Annotated in this window: 23 protein-coding genes; 20 read left to right on the top strand and 3 right to left on the bottom strand. The window is 68.0% G+C overall.

Translation table 11 applies throughout. The annotated features are described in order from the left end of the window. Window positions 1–14: 14 nt before the first annotated feature. Together E3O62_RS01380 and aroB are read left to right on the top strand one after the other, a co-directional pair. Window positions 15–530: a shikimate kinase gene (locus E3O62_RS01380; protein ID WP_174720093.1), complete on the top strand. Its 516-nt coding sequence runs from the start codon at window positions 15–17 to the stop codon at window positions 528–530. Further along, entirely contained in the window at window positions 527–1,681 is a 1,155-nt protein-coding gene (gene aroB, locus E3O62_RS01375; RefSeq protein ID WP_134396134.1) for a 3-dehydroquinate synthase, read from the top strand. The genes E3O62_RS01380 and aroB overlap by 4 nt, the downstream gene beginning before the upstream one ends. 290 nt (window positions 1,682–1,971) lie before the next feature. Here the strand turns inward: aroB and E3O62_RS01370 are convergent, their stop codons facing one another. Continuing rightward, the gene (locus E3O62_RS01370; protein ID WP_134397299.1) at window positions 1,972–2,265 is read right to left on the bottom strand and encodes a hypothetical protein; all 294 of its coding nucleotides are present in this window, start codon (window positions 2,263–2,265) and stop codon (window positions 1,972–1,974) included. A 2-nt stretch (window positions 2,266–2,267) separates the two neighbouring features. Here E3O62_RS01370 and E3O62_RS01365 point away from each other — a divergent pair, with 2 nt between their 5' ends. The 5 genes from E3O62_RS01365 (at window position 2,268) to E3O62_RS01345 (ending at window position 6,152) form a co-directional block, all read left to right on the top strand. Then, window positions 2,268–2,891 carry a hypothetical protein gene (locus tag E3O62_RS01365; protein WP_134397298.1) on the top strand — a complete coding sequence of 208 codons (624 nt, stop codon included), beginning with the start codon at window positions 2,268–2,270 and terminating at the stop codon, window positions 2,889–2,891. Between the two features lie 83 nt (window positions 2,892–2,974). Next, window positions 2,975–4,498, top strand: coding sequence for an aldehyde dehydrogenase family protein (locus E3O62_RS01360; protein WP_134397297.1), 1,524 nt, complete (start codon window positions 2,975–2,977; stop codon window positions 4,496–4,498). Window positions 4,499–4,637: 139 nt separating this feature from the next. Next, the gene (locus E3O62_RS01355; protein ID WP_134397296.1) at window positions 4,638–5,048 is read left to right on the top strand and encodes a DUF779 domain-containing protein; all 411 of its coding nucleotides are present in this window, start codon (window positions 4,638–4,640) and stop codon (window positions 5,046–5,048) included. 97 nt (window positions 5,049–5,145) lie between these two features. Then, the gene (locus E3O62_RS01350) at window positions 5,146–5,574 is read left to right on the top strand and encodes a hypothetical protein (protein ID WP_134397295.1); all 429 of its coding nucleotides are present in this window, start codon (window positions 5,146–5,148) and stop codon (window positions 5,572–5,574) included. Window positions 5,575–5,651: 77 nt separating this feature from the next. Next, the gene (locus E3O62_RS01345) at window positions 5,652–6,152 is read left to right on the top strand and encodes a histidine phosphatase family protein (RefSeq protein WP_134397294.1); all 501 of its coding nucleotides are present in this window, start codon (window positions 5,652–5,654) and stop codon (window positions 6,150–6,152) included. A 90-nt stretch (window positions 6,153–6,242) separates the two neighbouring features. On the opposite strand, the gene lepB is transcribed toward E3O62_RS01345, so the two are convergent. Both lepB and E3O62_RS17465 read right to left on the bottom strand, forming a co-directional pair. Beyond that, the gene (gene lepB / locus E3O62_RS01340; RefSeq protein ID WP_166786388.1) at window positions 6,243–6,977 is read right to left on the bottom strand and encodes a signal peptidase I; all 735 of its coding nucleotides are present in this window, start codon (window positions 6,975–6,977) and stop codon (window positions 6,243–6,245) included. 128 nt (window positions 6,978–7,105) lie between these two features. Then, entirely contained in the window at window positions 7,106–7,282 is a 177-nt protein-coding gene (locus E3O62_RS17465; RefSeq protein ID WP_166786387.1) for a DUF1508 domain-containing protein, read from the bottom strand. Between the two features lie 184 nt (window positions 7,283–7,466). Here E3O62_RS17465 and cyoE point away from each other — a divergent pair, with 184 nt between their 5' ends. The 13 genes from cyoE to gmk all read left to right on the top strand — a co-directional run bounded on the left by cyoE (window position 7,467) and on the right by gmk (window position 21,087). Continuing rightward, window positions 7,467–8,417, top strand: a complete 951-nt coding sequence (gene cyoE, locus E3O62_RS01330; RefSeq protein ID WP_166786386.1) for a heme o synthase — start codon at window positions 7,467–7,469, stop codon at window positions 8,415–8,417. Between the two features lie 46 nt (window positions 8,418–8,463). After that, window positions 8,464–8,913, top strand: a complete 450-nt coding sequence (locus E3O62_RS01325) for a type II 3-dehydroquinate dehydratase (RefSeq protein WP_134396126.1) — start codon at window positions 8,464–8,466, stop codon at window positions 8,911–8,913. A gap of 110 nt (window positions 8,914–9,023) precedes the next feature. Next, window positions 9,024–9,584, top strand: coding sequence for an elongation factor P (efp, locus tag E3O62_RS01320; protein ID WP_104100509.1), 561 nt, complete (start codon window positions 9,024–9,026; stop codon window positions 9,582–9,584). Then, window positions 9,584–10,003 (top strand): transcription antitermination factor NusB, encoded by a 420-nt coding sequence (gene nusB, locus E3O62_RS01315; protein WP_104100510.1) that lies wholly within the window; start codon window positions 9,584–9,586, stop codon window positions 10,001–10,003. Before efp ends, nusB begins: the two co-directional genes overlap by 1 nt. Before the next feature lie 22 nt (window positions 10,004–10,025). Continuing rightward, window positions 10,026–11,015 (top strand): DUF4190 domain-containing protein, encoded by a 990-nt coding sequence (locus E3O62_RS01310; RefSeq protein WP_134397291.1) that lies wholly within the window; start codon window positions 10,026–10,028, stop codon window positions 11,013–11,015. 394 nt (window positions 11,016–11,409) lie between these two features. Continuing rightward, window positions 11,410–11,976 carry a bifunctional pyr operon transcriptional regulator/uracil phosphoribosyltransferase PyrR gene (gene pyrR / locus E3O62_RS01305; RefSeq protein ID WP_134396123.1) on the top strand — a complete coding sequence of 189 codons (567 nt, stop codon included), beginning with the start codon at window positions 11,410–11,412 and terminating at the stop codon, window positions 11,974–11,976. Continuing rightward, complete coding sequence (locus E3O62_RS01300; protein WP_134396122.1) at window positions 11,973–12,923, top strand: aspartate carbamoyltransferase catalytic subunit; 951 nt, start codon at window positions 11,973–11,975, stop codon at window positions 12,921–12,923. Before pyrR ends, E3O62_RS01300 begins: the two co-directional genes overlap by 4 nt. Then, window positions 12,924–14,273, top strand: coding sequence for a dihydroorotase (locus E3O62_RS01295; protein WP_134396121.1), 1,350 nt, complete (start codon window positions 12,924–12,926; stop codon window positions 14,271–14,273). Then, entirely contained in the window at window positions 14,266–14,799 is a 534-nt protein-coding gene (locus tag E3O62_RS01290; protein ID WP_134397290.1) for a hypothetical protein, read from the top strand. Before E3O62_RS01295 ends, E3O62_RS01290 begins: the two co-directional genes overlap by 8 nt. Further along, entirely contained in the window at window positions 14,783–15,976 is a 1,194-nt protein-coding gene (gene carA, locus E3O62_RS01285) for a glutamine-hydrolyzing carbamoyl-phosphate synthase small subunit (protein ID WP_174720092.1), read from the top strand. Before E3O62_RS01290 ends, carA begins: the two co-directional genes overlap by 17 nt. Then, window positions 15,976–19,263, top strand: coding sequence for a carbamoyl-phosphate synthase large subunit (carB, locus tag E3O62_RS01280; protein WP_134397289.1), 3,288 nt, complete (start codon window positions 15,976–15,978; stop codon window positions 19,261–19,263). The genes carA and carB overlap by 1 nt, the downstream gene beginning before the upstream one ends. Beyond that, entirely contained in the window at window positions 19,260–20,174 is a 915-nt protein-coding gene (gene pyrF, locus E3O62_RS01275) for an orotidine-5'-phosphate decarboxylase (RefSeq protein WP_174720091.1), read from the top strand. Before carB ends, pyrF begins: the two co-directional genes overlap by 4 nt. Beyond that, complete coding sequence (gmk, locus tag E3O62_RS01270; protein WP_134397288.1) at window positions 20,167–21,087, top strand: guanylate kinase; 921 nt, start codon at window positions 20,167–20,169, stop codon at window positions 21,085–21,087. Before pyrF ends, gmk begins: the two co-directional genes overlap by 8 nt. Window positions 21,088–21,115: the final 28 nt, after the last annotated feature.

Genomic DNA, 21,115 nt, shown 5'->3' with positions numbered 1-21,115 from the left:
GCCGGAGAATCACAATGGCCGCGCCGACGCATCCGATCCTGCCCCTCGTCTTCATCGGTCCCATGGCCGCCGGCAAGACCAAGATCGGCCGGAGAGTGGCGAAGTCCCTCGAGGTGCCGTTCATCGATACCGACCATCGCATCGTCGCCCTGCACGGGCCGATCACGGACATTTTTGCGCAGCACGGTGAAGAGCACTTCCGGGTGCTTGAACGCCAGGCCGTGGTGCAGGCCCTCACCGAGCAGGCCGTGGTCTCGCTCGGCGGGGGAGCCGTGCTCGACGCGGAGACCCAGGCCGACCTTGCCGGGTGCTCCGTGGTGTACCTGAGCGTGTCCGCTCGAGCCGTCGGGGCCCGGATCGGCGGGGCGAAACGGCCGCTGCTCACGGGCGGCATCGCCGATTGGAAGCGCATCTACGGCCTCCGGCGCCCGATCTATGAGGCGCTGGCCGGCATCCGTTTCGACACCTCGCACCGTCCCCTGGACGCCATCGCTGATGACGTCGTGAAATGGACCAAGAAACGATCATGACCGGAGCACCTGTGCCTGATTCCACCGAGCCCGCAACCGAGACCACCACCGAGCCCAACCGCGAGCCCGCCACCGAGCCCGCCACCACCATCATCACGGTTGCCGGCGCCGACAGCTACCCCGTTCTGATCGGTCGCGGCCTCGTCGACGACGTCGTCGAACAGCTCGGCCCGAAGGTGGCGAAGGTGCTCATCGTGCACACCTCACACCTGGGCGCCCGCGCCGTGGCCCTGCGCGAGAGCCTGCTCGGCAGGTTCGAGGTGCTGATCGCCGAGGTGCCCGACGCCGAGGCTGCCAAGCGCGTCGAGGTGGCCGCGTTCTGCTGGCAGGTCATGGGCCAGGCGGACTTCAGTCGAACGGATGCCGTGATCGGCTTCGGCGGCGGCGCCGTCACCGACCTGGCCGGCTTCGTCGCCGCGACCTGGCTCCGCGGTGTGCGCCTGGTGCAGATCCCGACCAGCGTGCTCGGCATGGTCGACGCCGCCGTCGGCGGCAAGAACGGCATCAACACCGCCGAGGGCAAGAACCTTGTCGGCACCTTCTACGCGCCCGCCGCCGTCATCTGCGACCTGGACGTGCTCGACGACCTGCCGCGCAACGAGATCCTGGCCGGCTTCGCCGAGATCGTGAAGGCCGGGTTCATCCAGCTGCCCGAGATCCTGGACATCGTCGAAGCGGATGTCACGGCCGTCACCGACCCGCACTCCCCGCAGTTCCGGCGCGTGCTCGAACTCGCGATCGGGATGAAGGCCCGGGTCGTGGGGGAAGACTTCAGGGAGTCCGGCCTGCGTGAGATTCTGAACTACGGGCACACCCTCGGCCACGCCGTCGAGCACGCCGAACGCTACGGCTGGCGGCACGGGGCGGCCGTCGCCGTCGGCATGATGTTCGCGGCGGAGGTCGCCAGGCTGAGCGGTCGGCTCTCGGACGAGGCCGTCGACCGGCACCGTCGCATCCTCGAATCGCTCACCCTGCCCACCACCTACCCGGTCGGCCGCTGGAGCACCCTGCTCGCCACCATGCAGCGCGACAAGAAGACCCGAAGCGGCATGCTGCGATTTATCGTGCTCGACGACATCGGGAAGCCGACCGTGCTCGAAGGACCGGACTCGTCGTTGCTGTTCGCCGCCTACCAGGAGATCGGCTCCTAACCATTCGCGCCGCATCGGTGGGCCTAGACTAATTCCCAGACCGGCGCAGCCGATCGCCGCTGACCGGACCTGTTCGGAGGTTACATGACGAGTCCGTGGATCGTCCGTGCGGCCGGCGAGAGCGGCGGCGGAGACTTGCGGACCTGGCGGCGGCCCATGAGGCGGCAGTCACGGAACGGTTCATCGGTCCGGGCGTGCGCAAACTGGTGCAGGAGTCCTGGCAACGGTCGCTCGCCCTCAGCCTTGATCCGCTGAGGCTCGTCCCCGAACACGAACTCAGCTCCGACGAGCTACGCGAGCTGCGCGACCGGCATCCGCTGGCCGCCGTGCTCCCGGTCGTGCACAACCTGCTCATCCGGCACGCCTTCCACTCCGGCCTGATCGTGGCCATCGGTGACGCGTTCGGCCGTCTGCTCTGGATCGACGGTGACCGAACCGTGCGGAGCAAGGCGGAGGGGATGCTGTTCGTCGAGGGGTCGGACTGGTCCGAGCGCCGGGTCGGCACGAGCGCGCCGGGCACGGCCCTGGCCCTCGATCACGGAATCCAGATTCAGCGGGCCGAGCATTTCAACCAGTTGGCGCATCCGTGGAGTTGCACGGCCGTGCCCACGGTCGGCTCGACAACGCCGGTGGCCCGGTGGAGATCAGCCCCCGGCACGCCGAGATCCTCACCCTGCTGGCGTGGAACCGGGACGGGCTCTCCGCCGACCGGCTCTCGCTGCTGCTCACCGACCAAACCAACGCGGTCGACAACCTGCGTGCCGAGATGGTGCGGCTGCGCAGGGTGCTCGAGCAGACCAGCCCCCGTATCGGCATCGCCTCCCGGCCCTACCGGCTCGAGACGTCCGTCGAACTGGACGCCCAGCGGGTGCTGGCATCCCTGGAGCGCGGCGCGCACCGAGTGGCGTTGGGGGCTTACCGGGGGCCCGTGCTACCGAGCTCGACCGCGCCCGGAATCGTCCAGATCCGCGCCGAGATCTCTGCGCGGCTGCGGCAGGCCATGCTCAGCGACGCGTCCGCTGAACTCCTGCTGGAATACGCCCGCACCGACGAGGCCACCTACGACGCTGAGGTCTGGCGTGCGTGCCTCGAACTGCTACCGGCGCGGTCGCCGAAGCGGGCATCCGTGGTCGCCCGGTTGAACCGGATCGAGGACGAGCTGCGCCCTGACGGTTCCGCGGCTCCCGCCCGCAATATCCCGCAACGCTGAGGCAACGTTCTCCTTCCTAGGATCAAGGTCCAGGTCCGCGTCCCGCGGTTCCGCACCGACAACGTCGTCGACGAGGAGACATCATGACCGTCTATTCCAACCCCGGAACACCGGGCGCCCTAGTCACCTTCAAACCCCGCTACGAGAACTGGATCGGCGGCGAGTGGGTCAAGCCCGTCAGGGGCCAGTACTTCGAAGACATCTCGCCCGTCAACGGGAAGCCGTTCGCCGAGGTGGCCCGCGGCACCGCGGAGGATATCGAACTGGCCCTGGACGCCGCGTACAGGGCAGCGCCGGGGTGGGGCAAGACCTCGTCGACCGAGCGCGCGGCCGTGCTCAACAAGATCGCCGACATCATCGATGCGAACCTCGACCTGCTCTCGGTCGCCGAGACCTGGGAGAACGGCAAGCCGGTGCGCGAGACGTTGAACGCGGACATCCCGCTCTGTTCCGACCACTTCCGCTATTTCGCTGCCGCCATCCGCGCCCAGGATGGCGACCACGCCGAGCTGGGCGGCGATATGGTCTCCTACCAGTTCCACGAGCCGCTCGGCGTCGTCGGGCAGATCATTCCGTGGAACTTTCCGCTCCTGATGGCCGTCTGGAAGCTGGCCCCGGCCCTTGCCGCCGGCAACGCGATCGTGCTGAAACCGGCCGAACAGACCCCGGTGTCGATCCTCGTGCTGATCGAACTGATCGGCGACGTGCTGCCGCCGGGAGTGCTCAACGTCGTCAACGGTTTCGGCATCGAGGCCGGCAAGCCGCTCGCATCGTCCAATCGTATCCGCAAGATCGCGTTCACGGGAGAGACCTCGACCGGGCGTCTGATCATGCAGTACGCGAGCTCCAACATCATCCCGTCGACCATGGAGCTCGGCGGGAAGAGCCCCAACATCTTCTTCAGCGACGTCGCCCAGGAGAAGGACGCGTTCTACGACAAGGCCCTGGAAGGGTTCGTGCTCTTCGCGTTCAACCAGGGCGAGGTGTGCACCGCGCCCAGCCGGGCGTTGCTGCAGAAGCCGATCTACGATGATTTCCTGAGCGACGCCATCGAGCGCACCCGCAAGGTCATCCAGGGCAACCCACTCGACACCGCGACCCAGGTCGGCGCGCAATCCAGTAACGACCAGCTTGAGAAAATCCTGTCCTACATCGACATCGGCAAGCAGGAGGGTGCGAAGCTGGCGATTGGCGGCGAGCGGGTCGACCTCGGCGGTGAGCTGAGCGGAGGCTACTATGTGCAGCCCACCATCTTCGAGGGACACAACAAGATGCGCCTGTTCCAGGAGGAGATCTTCGGCCCGGTGCTCGCGGTCACGAGCTTCACCGACTACGACGACGCCATCTCGATCGCCAACGACACGCTCTACGGTCTCGGGGCCGGGGTCTGGTCCCGCAACGGTAACATCGCCTACCGGGCCGGGCGGGACATCCAGGCTGGCCGCGTCTGGGTGAACAACTACCACGCCTACCCGGCGGGGGCGTCGTTCGGTGGCTACAAGAGCTCGGGCATCGGCCGGGAGAACAACAAGCTCGCGCTGAGCGCCTACCAGCAGACGAAGAACCTGCTCGTGTCTTACAGCGAGAACGCCCTGGGCTTCTTTTAAACTCCGGCGCCGGTCCGGCCCGCGCTGGAGCACAGGCCGGACCACACAAAGCGCGTCACCGGGGTCGAGGCCCAGGGGCCGTCGAGACACGAATCCTCGGCGGCCCCCGGGCCCGGCCCGCAACCAGAAGGGAACGGCCATGCCGGAGAAAGGCGTCACCGCATCGATCACCATCCCGGGGGAGATGATTCCGCGGGTGGCGCTCACCGCCGTCGCGGTCGAGCTGCTCCGCAGCCTCTGGGACGAACACGGTCCACTGATGTTCCACCAGTCCGGGGGCTGCTGCGACGGCTCCTCGCCCATGTGTTATCCGGACGGCGAATTCATCACCTCGGACCGGGACGTACTCCTCGGCCGCCTCGACATCGCCTCACCGGGAGAGGCCGCGCAGCCGCTCGACTTCTGGATGTCGGCCGAACAGTTCGACTACTGGAGCCACACCTTCCTCACGGTCGACGTCGTAACCGGCCGCGGCGGCGGACTCTCCGTCGAAGCGCCGCGCGGTGTGCGGTTCCTGCTGCGCTCCCGGCTGATGGACTCGTCCGAGTAGTCCGTGCCCACGGAGTCCTCTCCTCCACCGCTCCCTCCCGGGCCCGGCCTTGTGGACGGGGACCGCGACGGATGTCCGCGCGTCCAGTCTGGGTGGCATGACAACCCCTCTGCGCGTCGAAGACGCTGCCCCAGTGACCACGACCGAGCAGGCGCAAGACCGGGTGGCCGACCTCGTCGGCCACGCGATTAGCCGCCAGCTCTGGTTCATGCTGCTCGACGCCTGCGGGCGGCAGATTCCCCTGCTGATCCCGGTCGACGACATCCCGCTCCGTCCGAAACCCGGCGGTGCCGCCGACATGGCCGCGGCGGTCGTCCGGCTCCTGTCCGAGCACGGCCCGGGCGGCAGCGTCATCCTCACCCTCGAGCGACCGGGCACCGCGGCGCTGACCGCGCCCGACCGGGCCTGGGCCCGGGAACTCGTCGAATCATTCGGCAAAGTGGTGCGCATCACGGGCATGTTCGTCGCCCACGACGAGGGCGTCTGCGAACTCCCGGCCACCGTCGCGGATGCAGTGGCAGACTGACAGGATGATGATCAGCGGTGAGCGATTCGAAAGTGTCAACGCCTGTGTTGCCGGCCGGGTGGACGCGGGGCCGGTCGATGTCTGAACGCACCCTGATCCTGTTGCGGCACGCCAAGTCGGACTGGGCGGGCGGCCAAGCCGACGTCGACCGGCCGCTGGCAAAACGTGGGGTACGGCAGGCGCCGCTCACCGGAGCGTGGCTGTCCCACGGCGGCTACCGCATCGATCTCGCGGTCGTGTCACCGGCGGAGCGCGCTCGGGCCACCTGGGACCTCGTGGCGGCCGAGTTCGAGAGCGCTCCGCCGATCCGTGTCGACCAAGCCGTGTACGCCACCTCGGTCGGCCAACTGCAGAGCATTATTCGGGCGCTGCCGGGCTCCGCGCACACCGTCGTCCTGGTGGGCCACAATCCCGGCCTCGAGGATCTGGCCACCGCTCTCGCCGGCACGACCGTGTCCCTGCCGACCTCGGCTTTCGCCGTGATCGGATGGGAGGGACCCTGGTCGTCCGCCGGAGAGTCCCCGGCGGCACTCCTGGCCCAGGGCCGGCCGCCCAAGGTGAACGCGCCTCCTCGCTAGCGGCGCAGGGCTGCCATGAACGCGCCGAGGACGAGGACGACCGCGGCGGCGACCGATCCCGTGGTCAGGCCGCGGGGCGGGGGCGGCGGGTCAGCCGCCGAGCCAGGACCAGTGGCTGAGCGGCCAGTTGATCACGAACGCTCGGCCGACCACATCAGAGACGGGCACGAATCCGTTGCCGGGTGTGTCCGTGTGCAGCCGGCTGTCCGCCGAGTTGTAACGGTTGTCGCCCTCGACCCAGAGACCGCCGGCCGGCACGGTAACGGAAAAGTCGTACTCCGACGTTCGGATGGCCCCGGCCGGCAGCTTGAGGTAGGGCTCGGTGATCGGCTCGCCGTTGACGGTGGTGCTGCCCGCCGCGTCGCAACAGGCCACATCGTCGCCGGGGAGGCCGATGACGCGTTTGACGAGGTGGTCATCGGAATCAGGAACCCGGAGGCCAACCTCACCGGCGAGCCACTGGATGCCGTCGACAACGGTGTTCCCTGCTTCGATCGGGGCCGGCTCGACCGGACCGAGCCATCCGCCGGGATCCCTGAAAACGACGATGTCGCCGCGATCGATGTCGACGACGTCGGGGACGAGCTCGTTCACGATGATGCGGTCGTCGATCTGCAGGGTGTCCTGCATCGATCCGGTCGGGATATAGAACGTGCGGATCAGGAAGGCTTCGGTCAGAAACGAGACGACCAGGGCGGTGACCAGGATGACGAGCAGGTCCCGGAGGAGGCGACGCCTCCGTGGTGTGCGGGCGTTGGCGCTACCCGACGCAGATCCGCGCCAGGCGGCGCGGGGCCGACGACCCGCGCTCTCGTGTTCTGTCAATTTCTCCCCTGACGTGACGCGTGATGGGCCAATTCGACCGCTGCTGGGCGGCTGCAGGGCCAGGGTGAGCTGAACACGGATGCACCCCTGTCGCCACGAGGATGACGTCGCGGAGACAGGCGCTGGCCTCAGTGCGTGCGGCGGCTGCGTGGGCTGACGTTGGAGCGCAGAGAATCAACCTTTTTCCGTGCCTCGTCCTCCGTGCGATAGGTTTCCGGCGACGGGATGCTCTGCCCGTTGTCCGCTGAGAAACAGAATCGGTAGCTGCCCGACTGGTCCCGATAGATTGTGAATCTTCCGGCCATGTCACACCCTTGTCCTAGGCCTGGCGCCGACCAAACGACCGGCTTCGACACCCTACCGCCCGGGATCAGCGCCGGATAGAGGCACCTCGGCGCGTGCCAGTGTGAATCGGACGGAACGGGTCGCGCACAGATTCGGCGGCATATGATTGACCACGACCGACGACCCGATGGGAACCCTTTCCGCATGACTGCGCGCGTACCATTCTTCGTTCGCAATCGGGTGGACGGCACCGACGGGGCTCTCGCCGGCCGGGCCGACGGCACGGGCATCCGTGACACGATCACGCGGTACTACTCCCTGACCAAACCCGGCGTTCTCTACGGCAACGCGTTGACAGCCGCGGCGGGCTTTCTGCTCGCGGCCCGAGGCCAGGTGGATCTTTTCCTGTTCGCGGCGCTTTGCCTGGGTACCACGCTCGTGATTGCGTCGGCCACCGTGCTCAACAACGTGCTCGACCGCGACATCGACACGGTGATGGAACGCACGAAGAAGCGGGCCACGGTCACCGGCCGCATCGGCGTGCGGAACGCGGTCATCTTCTCAAGCCTGCTGTTCGTTTTCGGCATGGCGACGCTCATCGCCTGGACGAACTGGCTCGTCGTCGCCGTCGGCCTGGGCGGCTTCCTCGTCTATGTCGTGCTGTACGGCATGCTGTCCAAGCGCATGTCGATCCACGGCACCCTGGTCGGCAGCGTCTCGGGCGCAGCGCCCATCCTGGCCGGCTACGTCGCCGTCACCGGCGCCATCGACATCGCAGCCGTGCTCGCCTTCCTAGCCGTGTTCCTCTGGCAGATGCCTGAGTTCTACTCCATCGCCATCTACCGCCACGACGAATACGCCCGCGCCGGCGTCCCCGTCATCTCCGTGGTGCGGGGCGTCCCGAACACCACAGTTCAGATCCTCGTCTACACGGTCGGATTCGTTGCCTCCACCCTCCTCTTGTCGGTATTCGGCTACGTGGGCTACGCCTACACGGCGGTCATGGGCGTGCTCGGCGCTTATTGGATCTGGCTGGGTGTCATCGGCCTGCGCGCCGCCGATCCCGCCACCTGGGCCAGGCGGATGTTCCGCTACTCGCTGGTGATGATCCTGGTGTACTGCGTGATGATCTCGGTCGGGCCGATCCTGCCCTGATCCTGCCCTGGCCCTCGGCGTCCGCGTCCTCCCTTAGGCTGTGGGAATGAGTACAGTTCTCGTTCTGAACGGCCCGAACCTGGGGCGGCTCGGCAGTCGCGAACCCGACGTTTACGGGTCGGCCGACCTCGATCAGCTGCGCACGATGCTGACGCGGGCCGCCCCGGCGGGGATGACGGTCGACGTGCGCCAGACGGATGACGAGGCCGAGCTCATCCATTGGCTGTACGAGGCCGTCGACGAGCGCCTTCCCGTCATCCTGAACCCGGCGGCGTTCACGCACTACAGTTACGCGCTGCGGGATGCCGCCGCTCTCGTGACGAAGGCTGGCGTCACCCTGGTCGAGGTACACCTGTCCAACCCGCACGCCCGGGAAACGTTCCGCCACACGAGCGTCGTCAGCGCCGTGGCCACCGGGGTGATTGCCGGGTTCGGCTTCGATTCCTACCGTCTGGCCCTGGACTTCATCGCGAGGTCGGTGCCGGCGACCGCCTGACCGGCCGGGTCTCGCGCCTTTGGTGCGCGGGCTGCGGGCAACTACACTCGTTGATGGCCGATTCGGCCGCGCACCTTTCTAATTGAACCCAGTGAACGGAACACATTTTCATGGCATCAACCGCCGATATCCGGAATGGCGTCGTGCTCAACATCGATGGCCAGTTGTGGGCAGTCACCGATTTCCAGCACGTCAAGCCGGGCAAGGGCGGCGCCTTCGTCCGCACCAAGCTGAAGAACGTTGTGACGGGCAAGACCGTCGACCGCACCTTCAACGCCGGCGCGAAGATCGAGACCGAGAACGTCGACCGCCAGGACTTCCAGTATCTGTACGCGGACGGCGACTCCTACGTCTTCATGGACGTGTCCGATTTCGATCAGCTGCACGTACCGGCCGTCGTTGTGGGCGACGCCGTCAACTTCATGCTTGAGAACCAGAACGTGACGATCGCCCTGCACAACGGCAACCCCCTCTACGTCGAGCTGCCGGCCTCCGTCGTTCTCGAAATCACCTACACCGAGCCGGGCCTTCAGGGCGACCGCTCAACCGGCGGCACCAAGCCGGCCACCGTCGAAACGGGCTTCCAGATCCAGGTTCCCCTGTTCCTCGAGCAGGGCACCCGAGTCAAGGTCGACACCCGCACCGGGGATTACCTGGGCCGCGTCAACTAGTGAGCGCTCGAACCAAGGCGCGCAAGCGTGCGATCGACATCCTGTATGCCGCAGACGTGCGGCAGAGCACCATCCCGGAGTCGCTCGCCCTCGAGGCGCAGCGCGCCGCGAGCGAGCCGGCCCGGATGGCCTCCTGGCTCTACGCCCGGGACATCATCGACGGCGTCGTGGATCACCGCGAGGAGATCGACGAACTCATCGAGACGTACTCGCAGGGCTGGACGCTGGCTCGCATGCCCGTCCTCGATCGCGCCATCCTGCGCATCGGTATCTGGGAGATCCTCTTCAACGACGCTGTTCCGCACGCTGTCGCCATCGACGAGGCGGTCGAGGCCGCCAAAATCCTGTCGACGGATGACTCGGCGGGCTTCGTGAACGGACTCCTCGGGCGCATCGCCCAAACCGCACCATCCGCGTAATCCGTTCTGCCAGGGGGATCGCATGACCAACACCGAGCCCGCACCGCCCCGCGACCCGGAGCCGTATCCGCCGGCCTACGGACAGGCGCCCTTCCCGGCGGCGCCGAAGACGAACACACTGGCGATCATCTCCCTGGTGTCGGCGTTCTTCGTCTCCCTGGCGGCCGTGATCACCGGGCACCTTGCCCTGGGGCAGATCAGGCGTACCCATGAAGGCGGCCGGGGTCTGGCGATCACCGGGCTCGTTCTCGGCTACGTGGGCATCGCCGCCACCACCCTGGCGCTCGTGATCGCCGTCGTCGTTGCCGCGACCGTGATTCCGCTCATCGCGGCGGCTGTGAACGGAGCCGTGGGCGACCAGCCGTGGAGTTCGTCCACGAGCGAGCCGCAGACGGATGAGGCGAACGCGAATGCGTCGCAGGAAGCCCTGCCCACCGGCACCGTCGGCGCGGCCCACTTCGACGACGGCTACCTGTCGGTCGGCACCGGCGCCGCGCTCGTCGACGTCTACTTCGACCCGATGTGCCCGTACTGCCGGCAGTTTGAGGAGACGAACGGCGGCGAGCTGGCTGTCCTCGCCACTGACGGGACCATCACCTTGCGGCTGCACTCGCTCACTTTCCTCGACCGGGTCTCGCAGGGAACGGCCTACTCGACCCGGGCATCCGCCGCCCTGACCTGCCAGGCCACTCTCAACCCGGAGAACCTGCTCGCCTTCCAGGCGGCCCTGTTCGCGAACCAGCCCGCCGAGAACTCCGCGGGGCTCGGCGACTCGGAGCTCGCGGCCCTCGTCGACAACCCCGTCGACATCGACGACTGCCTCGCGGCCGGCGAGTACCAGGCCTGGTCCCGGGCCAACACCGAGCAGGCCCTGAACGGCATGATTGCGGATGCCGAGGTCACCCGGATCCGGGGCACGCCGACCGTGCTCGTGAACGGCAGCGTCTACGACGGCGGACTGACCGACCCGGCGGAATTCCTGGGCTTCCTCAGTAGCAACTCGGTCGGCTGAGCGCAGCCGCCGTGGTCTCAGGTGGAGACCGTGATGCCGGCAACGGTGCCGGCGACCAAGGATGGCCAGGCCGAGCGCAGGAAGTGGTGCCCTGCAGCTGCAGGTGACATCGAGGTCCGTGAATACCCACCGCCGGCTGCTGACGGCCGCGGCGCTCAGCTCGGACGCGGACGGGGCTGGGCCCGGGGACCTCTCGATGTTCGTTCGCTGCCCTGGGGTGACCTGGCGCCGTCCTCCCTCACCTGGGGCCGGCAACCGATCAATGACGGCAGCCACATCGGCGCCCCTGGGGGTGGTGAGGCCCAGCACAAGGGAGCCCGCGTCGGGTGCTAGGGTGAAACCCGGAAATGACATCCTTTAACAGCCGTCCGGTGAGGCGGGGAAGGAGGTCGGGTTGATGGCACGCACCGTGCTGAACCAGGCTGATATCGCTCGAGCGTTGACTCGGATCTCCCACGAGATCCTGGAGTCCAATCGAGGTGCCGAGAACCTCGTGATCCTCGGCATCCCCACTCGCGGGGTCGTTCTGGCCCGGCGCATCGCCGAGACCATCGCGCGTATCGAGCCCACAGCGACGGATGTCCGGGTCGGCTCCCTCGACGTCACCATGTACCGCGACGACCTCGGCCACACCCGCACTCGCACGCCGTCCCGCACCCTGGTTCCCGGCAGCGTCGACGGCGTCACGGTGGTGCTCGTCGACGACGTGCTCTACTCGGGCCGCACCATCCGCGCCGCCCTCGACGCCCTCGGCGACCACGGGCGGCCGACCGTCGTGCGCCTGGCCGTGCTCGTGGACCGCGGCCACCGCGAACTGCCGATCCGGGCCGACTTCGTGGGCAAGAACCTGCCCAGCTCCACCGCGGAACGCATCAACCTGCACCTGCTCGAGGTCGACGGCGACGAGTTCGTCAGCATCGACGGCGGACCGCTCGAAGGCGACGCGGGGGTGGCGTCATGAGGCACCTCCTCTCGACCAAGGGCATGAGCCAGGGCGAGGCGATCCTGCTGCTCGACATCGCCGAGGACATGGCTGATGTCGCCAACCGCGAGGTGAAGAAGCTGCCCACCCTGCGCGGCAAGACCGTGGTCAACCTGTTCTTCGAGGATTCGACGCGTACCCGGATCTCCTTCGAGGCCGCCGCGAAACGGCTGAGCGCGGACGTGATCAACTTCAGCGCCAAGGGCTCGAGCGTGTCGAAGGGCGAAAGCCTCAAGGACACCGCCCAAACCCTCGCCGCGATGGGTGCCGACGGGGTCGTCATCCGCCACCCCGCCTCCGGGGCACCCCATGTGCTGGCCGAAAGCGGCTGGATCGACGCCGGCATCATCAACGCGGGCGACGGCACCCATGAGCATCCGACCCAGGCGCTGCTGGACGCGTTCACCATCCGGCGCCGGCTGCACCGGGGCGCCGCGCGCGGTCGGGGCCTGGACGGCGTCACGGTCACCATCGTCGGTGACATCCTGCACTCCCGGGTGGCCCGCTCGAACCTGTGGCTGCTCACCACGCTCGGCGCGCATGTGAGCCTGATCGCGCCGCCCACCCTGTTACCGATGGATATGAGCGGGTGGCCGGCGGAGTCGGGCTTCGACCTGGACGCGGCCATCGACGCCGGGCCCGACGTGGTGATGATGCTGCGCATCCAGCAGGAACGCATGGACGCCGCCTTCTTCCCGAACAGCCGCGAGTACTCGCGCCACTGGGGGCTGGACGATGAGCGCTTCGGCCGTCTGCCCCCGACTACCATTGTGATGCACCCCGGCCCCATGAATCGCGGCCTGGAAATATCTTCAGCGGCGGCCGATTCGGCCGGCTCGACCGTGCGCGAACAGGTCGCAAACGGGGTTTCAGTGCGGATGGCGGCACTGTACCTGCTGTTGTCCGGCGATCGGGAGGATTCATAGATGTCCAGCGACAGCGCGGCCAGCACGCCGTACCTGATTAGAGGCGCGACCCTCGCGGACGGCACCCGCACCGACTTTATCCTCGCCGACGGCATGATTCGCGAGATCGGTTCCGGGCTTTCTGGTGCCGGCGCAACCGTCGTCGACGCGGCCGGACTGATCGCTCTGCCCGGCCTGGTCGACCTGCACACGCACCTGCGCGAGCCGGGCTTTGAACAGAGTGAAACCATTCTGACCGGCAGTCAGGCCGCGGCCGTGGGCGGCTTCACCAGCGTGTTTGCGATGGCCAACACCTCGCCCGTGCAGGACACCGCCGGCGTCGTCGACCAGGTTCTCGCCCTCGGTGAGCGCGCCGGCTATGTCACCGTGCAGCCGATCGGCGCCGTCACCGTCGGGCTTGCGGGGGAGCGCCTGGCCGAACTGGGCGCCATGGCCACCAGTCGAGCCCAAGTGCGGGTCTTCTCCGACGACGGCTTCTGCGTCTCCGACCCGCTGTTGATGCGCCGGGCCCTTGAGTATGTGAAGGCGTTCGACGGCGTCGTCGCCCAGCATTCCCAGGAACCGCGCCTGACCGAGAAGGCGCAGATGAACGAGGGGGCACTCTCCAGCGAACTCGGGATGGTCGGCTGGCCCGCGGTCGCCGAGGAGTCGATCATCGCACGCGATGTGCTGCTCGCCGAGCACGTCGGGTCGCGTCTGCACGTGTGCCACGTGTCGACGGCCGGCTCGGTCGACGTCATCCGCTGGGCCAAGGCCCGCGGCATCCAGGTGACCGCCGAGGCCACCCCGCATCACCTGCTGCTCACCGAGGACCTGGTCGTCGGCTACGACGCGCGGTTCAAGGTCAACCCGCCGCTGCGCCGCCGCGAAGACGTCGAAGCACTGCGCGCCGGCCTCGCCGACGGCACCATCGACATCGTTGCCACCGACCACGCCCCGCACCCGGTCGAGGCGAAGGACTGCGAGTGGGACGCCGCGGCGAACGGCATGGTCGGCCTCGAATCCGCCCTCTCCGTGGTGCACGCGGCCGTCGTCAACACCGGGCTGCTCGACTGGAAGGACATCGCTCGCGTGCTCTCCAGCAGCCCCGCCCGGATCGGCCGGCTCGCCGGCCAGGGCCAGGGTCTTCTGGTCGGGGCTCCCGCCGAGCTCACCCTCTACGATCCCGCCGCGAGCCGCGTCTTCGAGCGCGGCAACCTGGCCGGCAGGAGCGCCAACTCGCCCTACCTGGCGATGACCCTGCCGGGTCGGGTGCTGGCCACATTCCACCGGGGCTACGCCACGGTTCTGGACGGTGCGCTGCGGCCCGCCGAGGAGATCGCGGCACTCGAGGAGCGCACCCATGGCTAGGACCATCGCCACCGTCATCACCGTCGCCGTGCTGCTCGGCCTGCTCGGCCTCATGCTACGCAGCTGGCGGGGCCGTAGCCGCCGCGATGCCGCCCTGCCGGCCGGCTACCCGCTGCCCGTCGACGCGGCACTCGAGCTGGCCTCCGCCGCCGTGTTCTACGTTGCCACGACCCTCCGCGCCCAGCCGCTCGAGCGCCTGAACATCCCTGGCCTGGGTTTCCGGGCCCGGGCCCGCCTGACCGTGACCGACGCGGGCGTGATCCTGGCCCTGGCCGGCGAGGAGGCGGTGTTCATCCCTGCCTCGGCCATCGCCGTGCTGGAAGACGCCACCGTGGCCATCGACCGCGCCGTCGAGACCGACGGCCTGCTGCTGCTCGGCTGGCGGCTGCCCGGCACCGACAGTCAGATCGTCGACAGCTACTTCCGAATCCTTGACCCATCCGACCGCGTCAGCGTGAACGACGCCATCCGAACCATTGCGGCCGGCGCCCGGCGCCCGGCCGCGCGCGATGAAAGCGAGGCCTAGCGTGAGCAACGCAACGACCCCCGACCGACCGACTCCTGCTGTGCTCGTACTCGAAGACGGCCGCCGCTACGAAGGCCGTTCTTACGGCAGCGTGGGGCAGACCCTCGGCGAGATCGTCTTCGCCACCGGCATGACCGGTTACCAGGAGACCCTCACCGACCCGTCCTACGCCGGGCAGATCGTGCTGATGACGGCGCCGCACATCGGCAACACGGGCGCCAACGACGAGGACATGGAGTCCCGCCGTATTTGGGTCTCCGGCTTCGTTGTGCGCGAGCCTGCCCGCATCGCCTCCAACTTCCGGTCCACCCGCAGCCTCGATGACGACCTGACGGGCGGGGGAGTGGTCGGGATCAGTGGTGTCGACACGCGTGCGATCACCCGCCACATCCGCTCGTCCGGGGCCATGAAGAGCGGGATCTTCTCCGGCGACCGTTTCGGCCTCTCCGATGGCGAGCAGCTCGAGCTGGTGCGTGCCGGGGCCGGCATGCGCGGCCGCAACCTGTCCGATGAGGTATCCACGGTCGAACCGTTCTCGGTGCCCGCGCAGGGCGAGCGCATCGGCTCGGTCGCCGTGCTCGACCTCGGGGTCAAGACCTCCACTCTGGGCCACCTCGCCGCGCGCGGCTTCGAGGTGCTGGTGCTGCCCCAGTCGGTCACCGCCGAGCACGTGCTGTCCCTCACCCCGTCGGCCCTGTTCTTTTCCAACGGCCCCGGCGACCCGGCAGCCTCCGACCTGCACGTGAACCTCCTGCAGGAGATGCTGCGAGCCGGTGTGCCCTACTTCGGGATCTGCTTCGGCAACCAGCTGCTCGGCCGCGCCCTCGGCTTCCGAACCTACAAGCTGCCCTTCGGGCACCGGGGAATCAACCAGCCCGTGCTCGATAAGACCACCGGCCGGGTAGAGATCACCTCGCAGAACCACGGGTTCGCCGTGGACATGCCCATCGAGGGAGTGCATGAGTCCCGCACCGGTTTCGGCCGGGTGGAGGTGAGCCACTACAGCCTCAACGACCAGGTGGTCGAGGGCATCCGCTGCCTCGATATCCCCGCTTTCTCGGTGCAGTACCACCCGGAGTCGGCGGCCGGCCCACACGACGCCGAGTACCTTTTCGATCGGTTCAGGGACGTGGTGGTCGCGCATCGTGCGGCCACCGGAGCAGGAGACGCCAAGTAATGCCCAAGCGCGACGACATTAACAGCGTTCTCGTCATCGGATCGGGTCCGATCGTGATCGGCCAGGCCTGCGAGTTCGACTATTCCGGAACTCAGGCCTGCCGGGTGCTGCGGGCCGAGGGGGTCAGGGTCATCCTGGTCAACTCCAACCCGGCCACGATCATGACCGACCCCGACTTCGCCGACGCCACCTACATCGAGCCGATCACCCCGGAGATCCTCGAGACGATCATCGCCAAGGAACGCCCCGACGCGATTCTGCCGACCCTCGGCGGGCAGACCGCGCTGAACGCCGCCATCCAGCTTCACGAGCGCGGCATCCTGGCCAAGTATGATGTCGAACTCATCGGCGCCTCCTTCGACGCCATCCAGAAGGGTGAGGACCGCCAGATCTTCAAGCAGCTGGTGCTGGATGCAGGCGCCGGCGTCGCCCGGTCCTACATCGCCCACACGGTCGAGGAGGCAGTCGGCTTCGCAGGCGACCTCGGCTACCCGCTCGTCGTTCGCCCCTCCTTCACCATGGGCGGCCTCGGCTCCGGCTTCGCCTACACCGAGTCGGAACTGCGCCGCATCGTCGGCGACGGGCTGCACCAGAGCCCCACCAGCGAGGTCCTGCTGGAGGAATCCATCCTCGGCTGGAAGGAATTCGAGCTCGAGATGATGCGCGACACGGCCGACAACACGGTCGTCGTCTGCTCGATCGAGAACGTCGACCCGGTCGGCGTACACACCGGCGACTCGATCACCGTCGCCCCGGCGCTGACCCTGACCGACCGCGAGTACCAGAAGCTGCGCGACATCAGCATCGACATCATCCGCGCCGTGGGGGTGGATACCGGCGGCTGCAACATCCAGTTCGCGATCAACCCGGCCGACGGTCGCATCATCGTGATCGAGATGAACCCGCGCGTGTCCCGCTCCTCCGCCCTGGCGAGCAAGGCGACGGGCTTTCCGATCGCCAAAATCGCCGCGAAACTCGCGCTCGGCTACCGGCTCGACGAGATCCCAAACGACATCACCGGTGTCACCCCGGCCAGCTTCGAACCCACCCTGGACTACGTCGTGGTCAAGGTGCCCCGGTTCGCGTTCGAGAAGTTCCCCGCCGCCGACCAGCGTCTGACCACCACCATGAAGTCCGTGGGGGAGGCGATGGCCATCGGCCGCAGTTACGCCTCCGCGCTGCAGAAGGCGCTCCGCTCGCTCGAGAAGCGCGGTTCGTCGTTCCACTGGGGAGCCGAGACTCGCACGGTCGACGAGTTGCTCACGGTCGCCGAAGTACCCACCGACGGCCGGATCGTCACCGTTCAGCAGGCGCTCCGCAAGGGTGCCACCACCGAGCAGGTTTTCGACGCCACCAAGATCGATCCGTGGTTCATCGACCAGATCGTGTTGATCAACGAGATCGCGGACGAGATCGCCGCCGCCGAGCGCCTCGACACGGACATCCTCCGCACCGCCAAAGACCACGGCTTCTCCGACGCCCAGATCGGCGAGCTGCGCGGCTTCGGCGAAGCGGATGTGCGCACGGTGCGCCACATCCTCGGCGTGCGCCCCGTCTTCAAGACCGTCGACACCTGCGCGGGGGAGTTCCCCGCACTCACGCCGTACCACTACTCCAGCTACGACCAGGAGACCGAGGTCGTGCCCAGCGACCGCAAGAAGGTCGTCATCATCGGCTCCGGCCCGAACCGCATCGGCCAGGGCGTCGAGTTCGACTACTCCTGCGTGCACGCGTCGTTTGCCCTCTCCGAGGCCGGCTACGAGACCATCATGATCAACTGCAACCCGGAGACGGTCTCGACCGACTACGACACCTCAGACCGGCTCTACTTCGAGCCGCTCACCCTCGAGGACGTGCTCGAGGTCATTCACGCAGAAAGCCAGAGCGGCGAGCTCGTCGGCGTGGTCGTGCAGCTGGGAGGGCAGACCGCGCTCGGCCTCGCCAAGGGCCTCGAGGCCGAGGGCATCCCGATACTCGGCACCACCCCGGAGGCCATCGACCTGGCGGAGGAGCGCGGACTCTTCTCCGGCATCCTCGAGCAGGCCGGCCTGCTCGCCCCCCGCAACGGCGTCGCCACCGACTACGCCGGCGCTGTGGTCGTTGCCGAGGAGATCGGCTATCCCGTGCTCGTGCGCCCGAGCTACGTGCTCGGCGGCCGCGGCATGGAGATCGTCTACGACTCGGCAGCGTTGGCCGACTACTTCAACCGGATGGCCGGACAGGGCATCATCGGCCCGTCGCATCCGCTGCTTGTGGACCGGTTTCTCGACGACGCCATCGAGATCGACGTGGACGCCATCTACGACGGCACCGAGCTCTACATCGGCGGCGTGATGGAGCACATCGAGGAGGCCGGGATCCACTCCGGCGACTCGAGCTGCACCCTGCCGCCGGTCACCCTCGGCCGTGCGGAGATCGACCGAGTGCGCGAGGCGACGCTGGGCATCGCCCGCGGCATCGGCGTGCGCGGCCTGCTCAACGTGCAGTTCGCGATCGGCGCCGGCGTGCTCTACGTGCTCGAAGCGAACCCGCGCGCCTCGCGTACGGTGCCGTTCGTGGCCAAGGCCCTCGGCATCACCCTGGCCAAGGCCGCCGCGCTGATCATGGTCGGCAAGACCATCGCCGAACTCAAGGCCGAGGGCAAGCTGCCTCTGATCGACGGCTCGCGGGTGCCGATGGATGCCCCGGTCGCCGTGAAGGAAGCCGTGCTGCCGTTCAACCGGTTCCGCACGCCCGAGGGTCTCGTCGTGGACTCCGTGCTCGGCCCGGAGATGCGCTCGACCGGTGAAGTCATGGGCATCGACCGCGACTTCCCGCGGGCCTTCGCCAAGAGCCAGCTCGCCGCCTACGGCGGAATCCCGCTCACCGGCACCGTATTCGTGTCGGTCTCCGACCGGGACAAGCGCGCGATCATCCTGCCCATGCTGCGCTTGCAGCAGCTCGGCTACTCGATTACCGCCACGGAGGGTACCGCCGAAGTTCTGCAACGCAACGGCATCCGCGCCGCCATCGTCACCAAGTTCAGTGAGAAGACCGACGAGGCGGACGTGTCGATCGTGGAACTGATCCGCCGCGAAGAGGTGCAGATCGTCATCAACACCCCCGGCGGTCGCACCGCCCGAGCCGACGGCTACGAGATCCGCGCGGCCGCGGTCGCCGCGGACCTGCCGCTGTTCACCACCATCGCCGAGTTGAGCGCCGCAGTGGCCTCGATCGACGCGATTCGCGGCGGCTTCGAGGTGACCTCGCTGCAGGAATACGCCCTCACCCGGACGGCGGCACTGTGAGCCGCGCGCACGAACAGGACGGGTCGACCGCAGCGGTCGGCCCGGCCGCACCGGCCGCCTTCGGCGACCGGCTGGGTGATGTCTTCTCGGTCCGGGGACAAGTCTGCGTCGGCATCGACCCGCACGCCTGGCTCCTGACCGACTGGGGTCTGCCGGACACGGCCGCCGGGGCGGAGTCTTTCGGCCGCCAGGTCGTGGCCGCCGCCGCCGGTCAGGTCGGCCTGGTGAAGCCCCAGGTGGCCTTCTACGAGCGTTTCGGCTCCGCCGGGTACCTTGCCCTGGAACGGGTGCTGGCGGATGCCCGCGCCGCCGGGCTGCTCACGATCGCGGACGTCAAGCGCGGCGACCTCGGCACCAGCGTGGAGGCGTACGGCCAGGCTTGGCTGAGCGAGGAGTCCCCCCTGGAGGTCGACGCCATCACCGTGAACGCGTATATGGGCGTCGGGTCGCTGGAACCGGTGTTCAGCCTTGCCGCCCAGACCGGCAAGGGGATCTTCGTGCTGGCCGCCACCTCGAACCCCGAGGCGGCGGCGCTCCAGCGGGCCGTGATCGCCGAGGGGAATCAGATCGGCCAAAGTGTCGCCCAATCCGTCTTCGGCGCCGTGACCGAGCGGAATGCCCGGTCCGGGGCTTCCTCCCTCGGCTCGGTCGGGGTGGTGCTCGGCGCCACACTGGACCTGGCCACGTTCGGACTGGACCTCTCCGTGGCGCCCGCCCGGGGGCTCACCCCCATCCTCGCTCCTGGCTTCGGTCACCAGGGCGCGCAGGTCGTTGATCTGAAGAACTTGTACGGGGGGTACGCGGAAGGCGTTATCGTGAGTGAATCGCGCAGCGTTCTAGCGGTCGGCCCCGACCGAATCAAACAAGCGATTGCGCGCCGAGTAGTTGAAGCAGGAGCTGCCCGTGGCTGAGAATCGCCCCACCCCACCCGACGTCGATCGGGTTGCCGCCTCGCGTGCCGCCGTGGCGGCTCGCCGTGCACGCGCCGCAGTTAAAGGCCAGATTGCGCACGGAAAACGTAGCGCGCTAGACGTGTTGGTCGCCGCGACCGAGAGCCCGGACGGCGTCGAAGGGCGCCTGCGGGTGACCGAGTTCCTGATCAGCATTCCGGCGATCGGCGTCACCAAGATGCACCGCATCATGGAGAGGCTCGAGATCTCGCCGTCGAAGCGATTGGGAGGGCTGGGCAAGCACCAACGCGATCGGTTGCGAGATTTTCTCACCACCCGCACCGCCGCGAAGCGCGGCGATTCCTCCGCGAAGCTTGTCGTGCTGGCCGGTCCCACCGCGGTCGGCAAGGGAACCGTCGCGGCGCACATCCGTCAGCATTACCCGGGCGTGCACCTGTCGGTGTCGGCCACGACCCGGGCACCTCGCCCAGGCGAGACCGAGGGCCTGAGCTACTTCTTCGTCGACGACGCCGAATTCGACCGGATGGTCGCGGCCGGCGACCTGCTCGAGTGGGCGACCGTGCACAACGCGCACCGCTACGGCACCCCGCGAGGTCCGGTCACGGAGGCGTTGAACGAGGGCCACAGCGTGCTCCTCGAGATCGACATCCAAGGAGCCCGGGCCGTTCGCCGGGCCATGCCGGAGTCCAGACTGGTCTTCCTGCTTCCGCCGAGCTGGGACGAACTGGTGCGCCGGCTGATCGGCCGGGACACCGAGGCGCCCGCCGAACAGGCCCGCCGGCTCGAGACGGCCAAACTCGAATTGGCCGCCCAGGGGGAGTTCGATTACCGGGTCGTGAACCACGACGTGGGCGAAGCGGCGCGCGAGGTCGTAGACTTGATGAATCTGCGTACGGCGTCGTTGCTGCCGTAGCGCCCGCTTTCCGTGATTCTGCGCGTCC

Source organism: Cryobacterium sp. TMT2-15-1 (assembly GCF_004402345.1).
Classification (GTDB): domain Bacteria; phylum Actinomycetota; class Actinomycetes; order Actinomycetales; family Microbacteriaceae; genus Cryobacterium; species Cryobacterium sandaracinum.
The sequence above is the reverse complement of the archived record's forward strand: the minus strand, read 5'-3'. Positions and strand labels throughout refer to the sequence as shown.

Coding starts and splice junctions, on each gene's coding strand:
- E3O62_RS01380 (WP_174720093.1), top strand. CDS start 15: ATGGCCGCGCCGACGCATCCGATCCTGCCCCTCGTCTTCATCGGTCCC.
- aroB (WP_134396134.1), top strand. CDS start 527: ATGACCGGAGCACCTGTGCCTGATTCCACCGAGCCCGCAACCGAGACC.
- E3O62_RS01370 (WP_134397299.1), bottom strand. CDS start 2,265: ATGCGCCAACTGGTTGAAATGCTCGGCCCGCTGAATCTGGATTCCGTG.
- E3O62_RS01360 (WP_134397297.1), top strand. CDS start 2,975: ATGACCGTCTATTCCAACCCCGGAACACCGGGCGCCCTAGTCACCTTC.
- E3O62_RS01355 (WP_134397296.1), top strand. CDS start 4,638: ATGCCGGAGAAAGGCGTCACCGCATCGATCACCATCCCGGGGGAGATG.
- E3O62_RS01350 (WP_134397295.1), top strand. CDS start 5,146: ATGACAACCCCTCTGCGCGTCGAAGACGCTGCCCCAGTGACCACGACC.
- E3O62_RS01345 (WP_134397294.1), top strand. CDS start 5,652: ATGTCTGAACGCACCCTGATCCTGTTGCGGCACGCCAAGTCGGACTGG.
- E3O62_RS17465 (WP_166786387.1), bottom strand. CDS start 7,282: ATGGCCGGAAGATTCACAATCTATCGGGACCAGTCGGGCAGCTACCGA.
- cyoE (WP_166786386.1), top strand. CDS start 7,467: ATGACTGCGCGCGTACCATTCTTCGTTCGCAATCGGGTGGACGGCACC.
- E3O62_RS01325 (WP_134396126.1), top strand. CDS start 8,464: ATGAGTACAGTTCTCGTTCTGAACGGCCCGAACCTGGGGCGGCTCGGC.
- efp (WP_104100509.1), top strand. CDS start 9,024: ATGGCATCAACCGCCGATATCCGGAATGGCGTCGTGCTCAACATCGAT.
- E3O62_RS01310 (WP_134397291.1), top strand. CDS start 10,026: ATGACCAACACCGAGCCCGCACCGCCCCGCGACCCGGAGCCGTATCCG.
- E3O62_RS01300 (WP_134396122.1), top strand. CDS start 11,973: ATGAGGCACCTCCTCTCGACCAAGGGCATGAGCCAGGGCGAGGCGATC.
- E3O62_RS01295 (WP_134396121.1), top strand. CDS start 12,924: ATGTCCAGCGACAGCGCGGCCAGCACGCCGTACCTGATTAGAGGCGCG.
- E3O62_RS01290 (WP_134397290.1), top strand. CDS start 14,266: ATGGCTAGGACCATCGCCACCGTCATCACCGTCGCCGTGCTGCTCGGC.
- carA (WP_174720092.1), top strand. CDS start 14,783: ATGAAAGCGAGGCCTAGCGTGAGCAACGCAACGACCCCCGACCGACCG.
- carB (WP_134397289.1), top strand. CDS start 15,976: ATGCCCAAGCGCGACGACATTAACAGCGTTCTCGTCATCGGATCGGGT.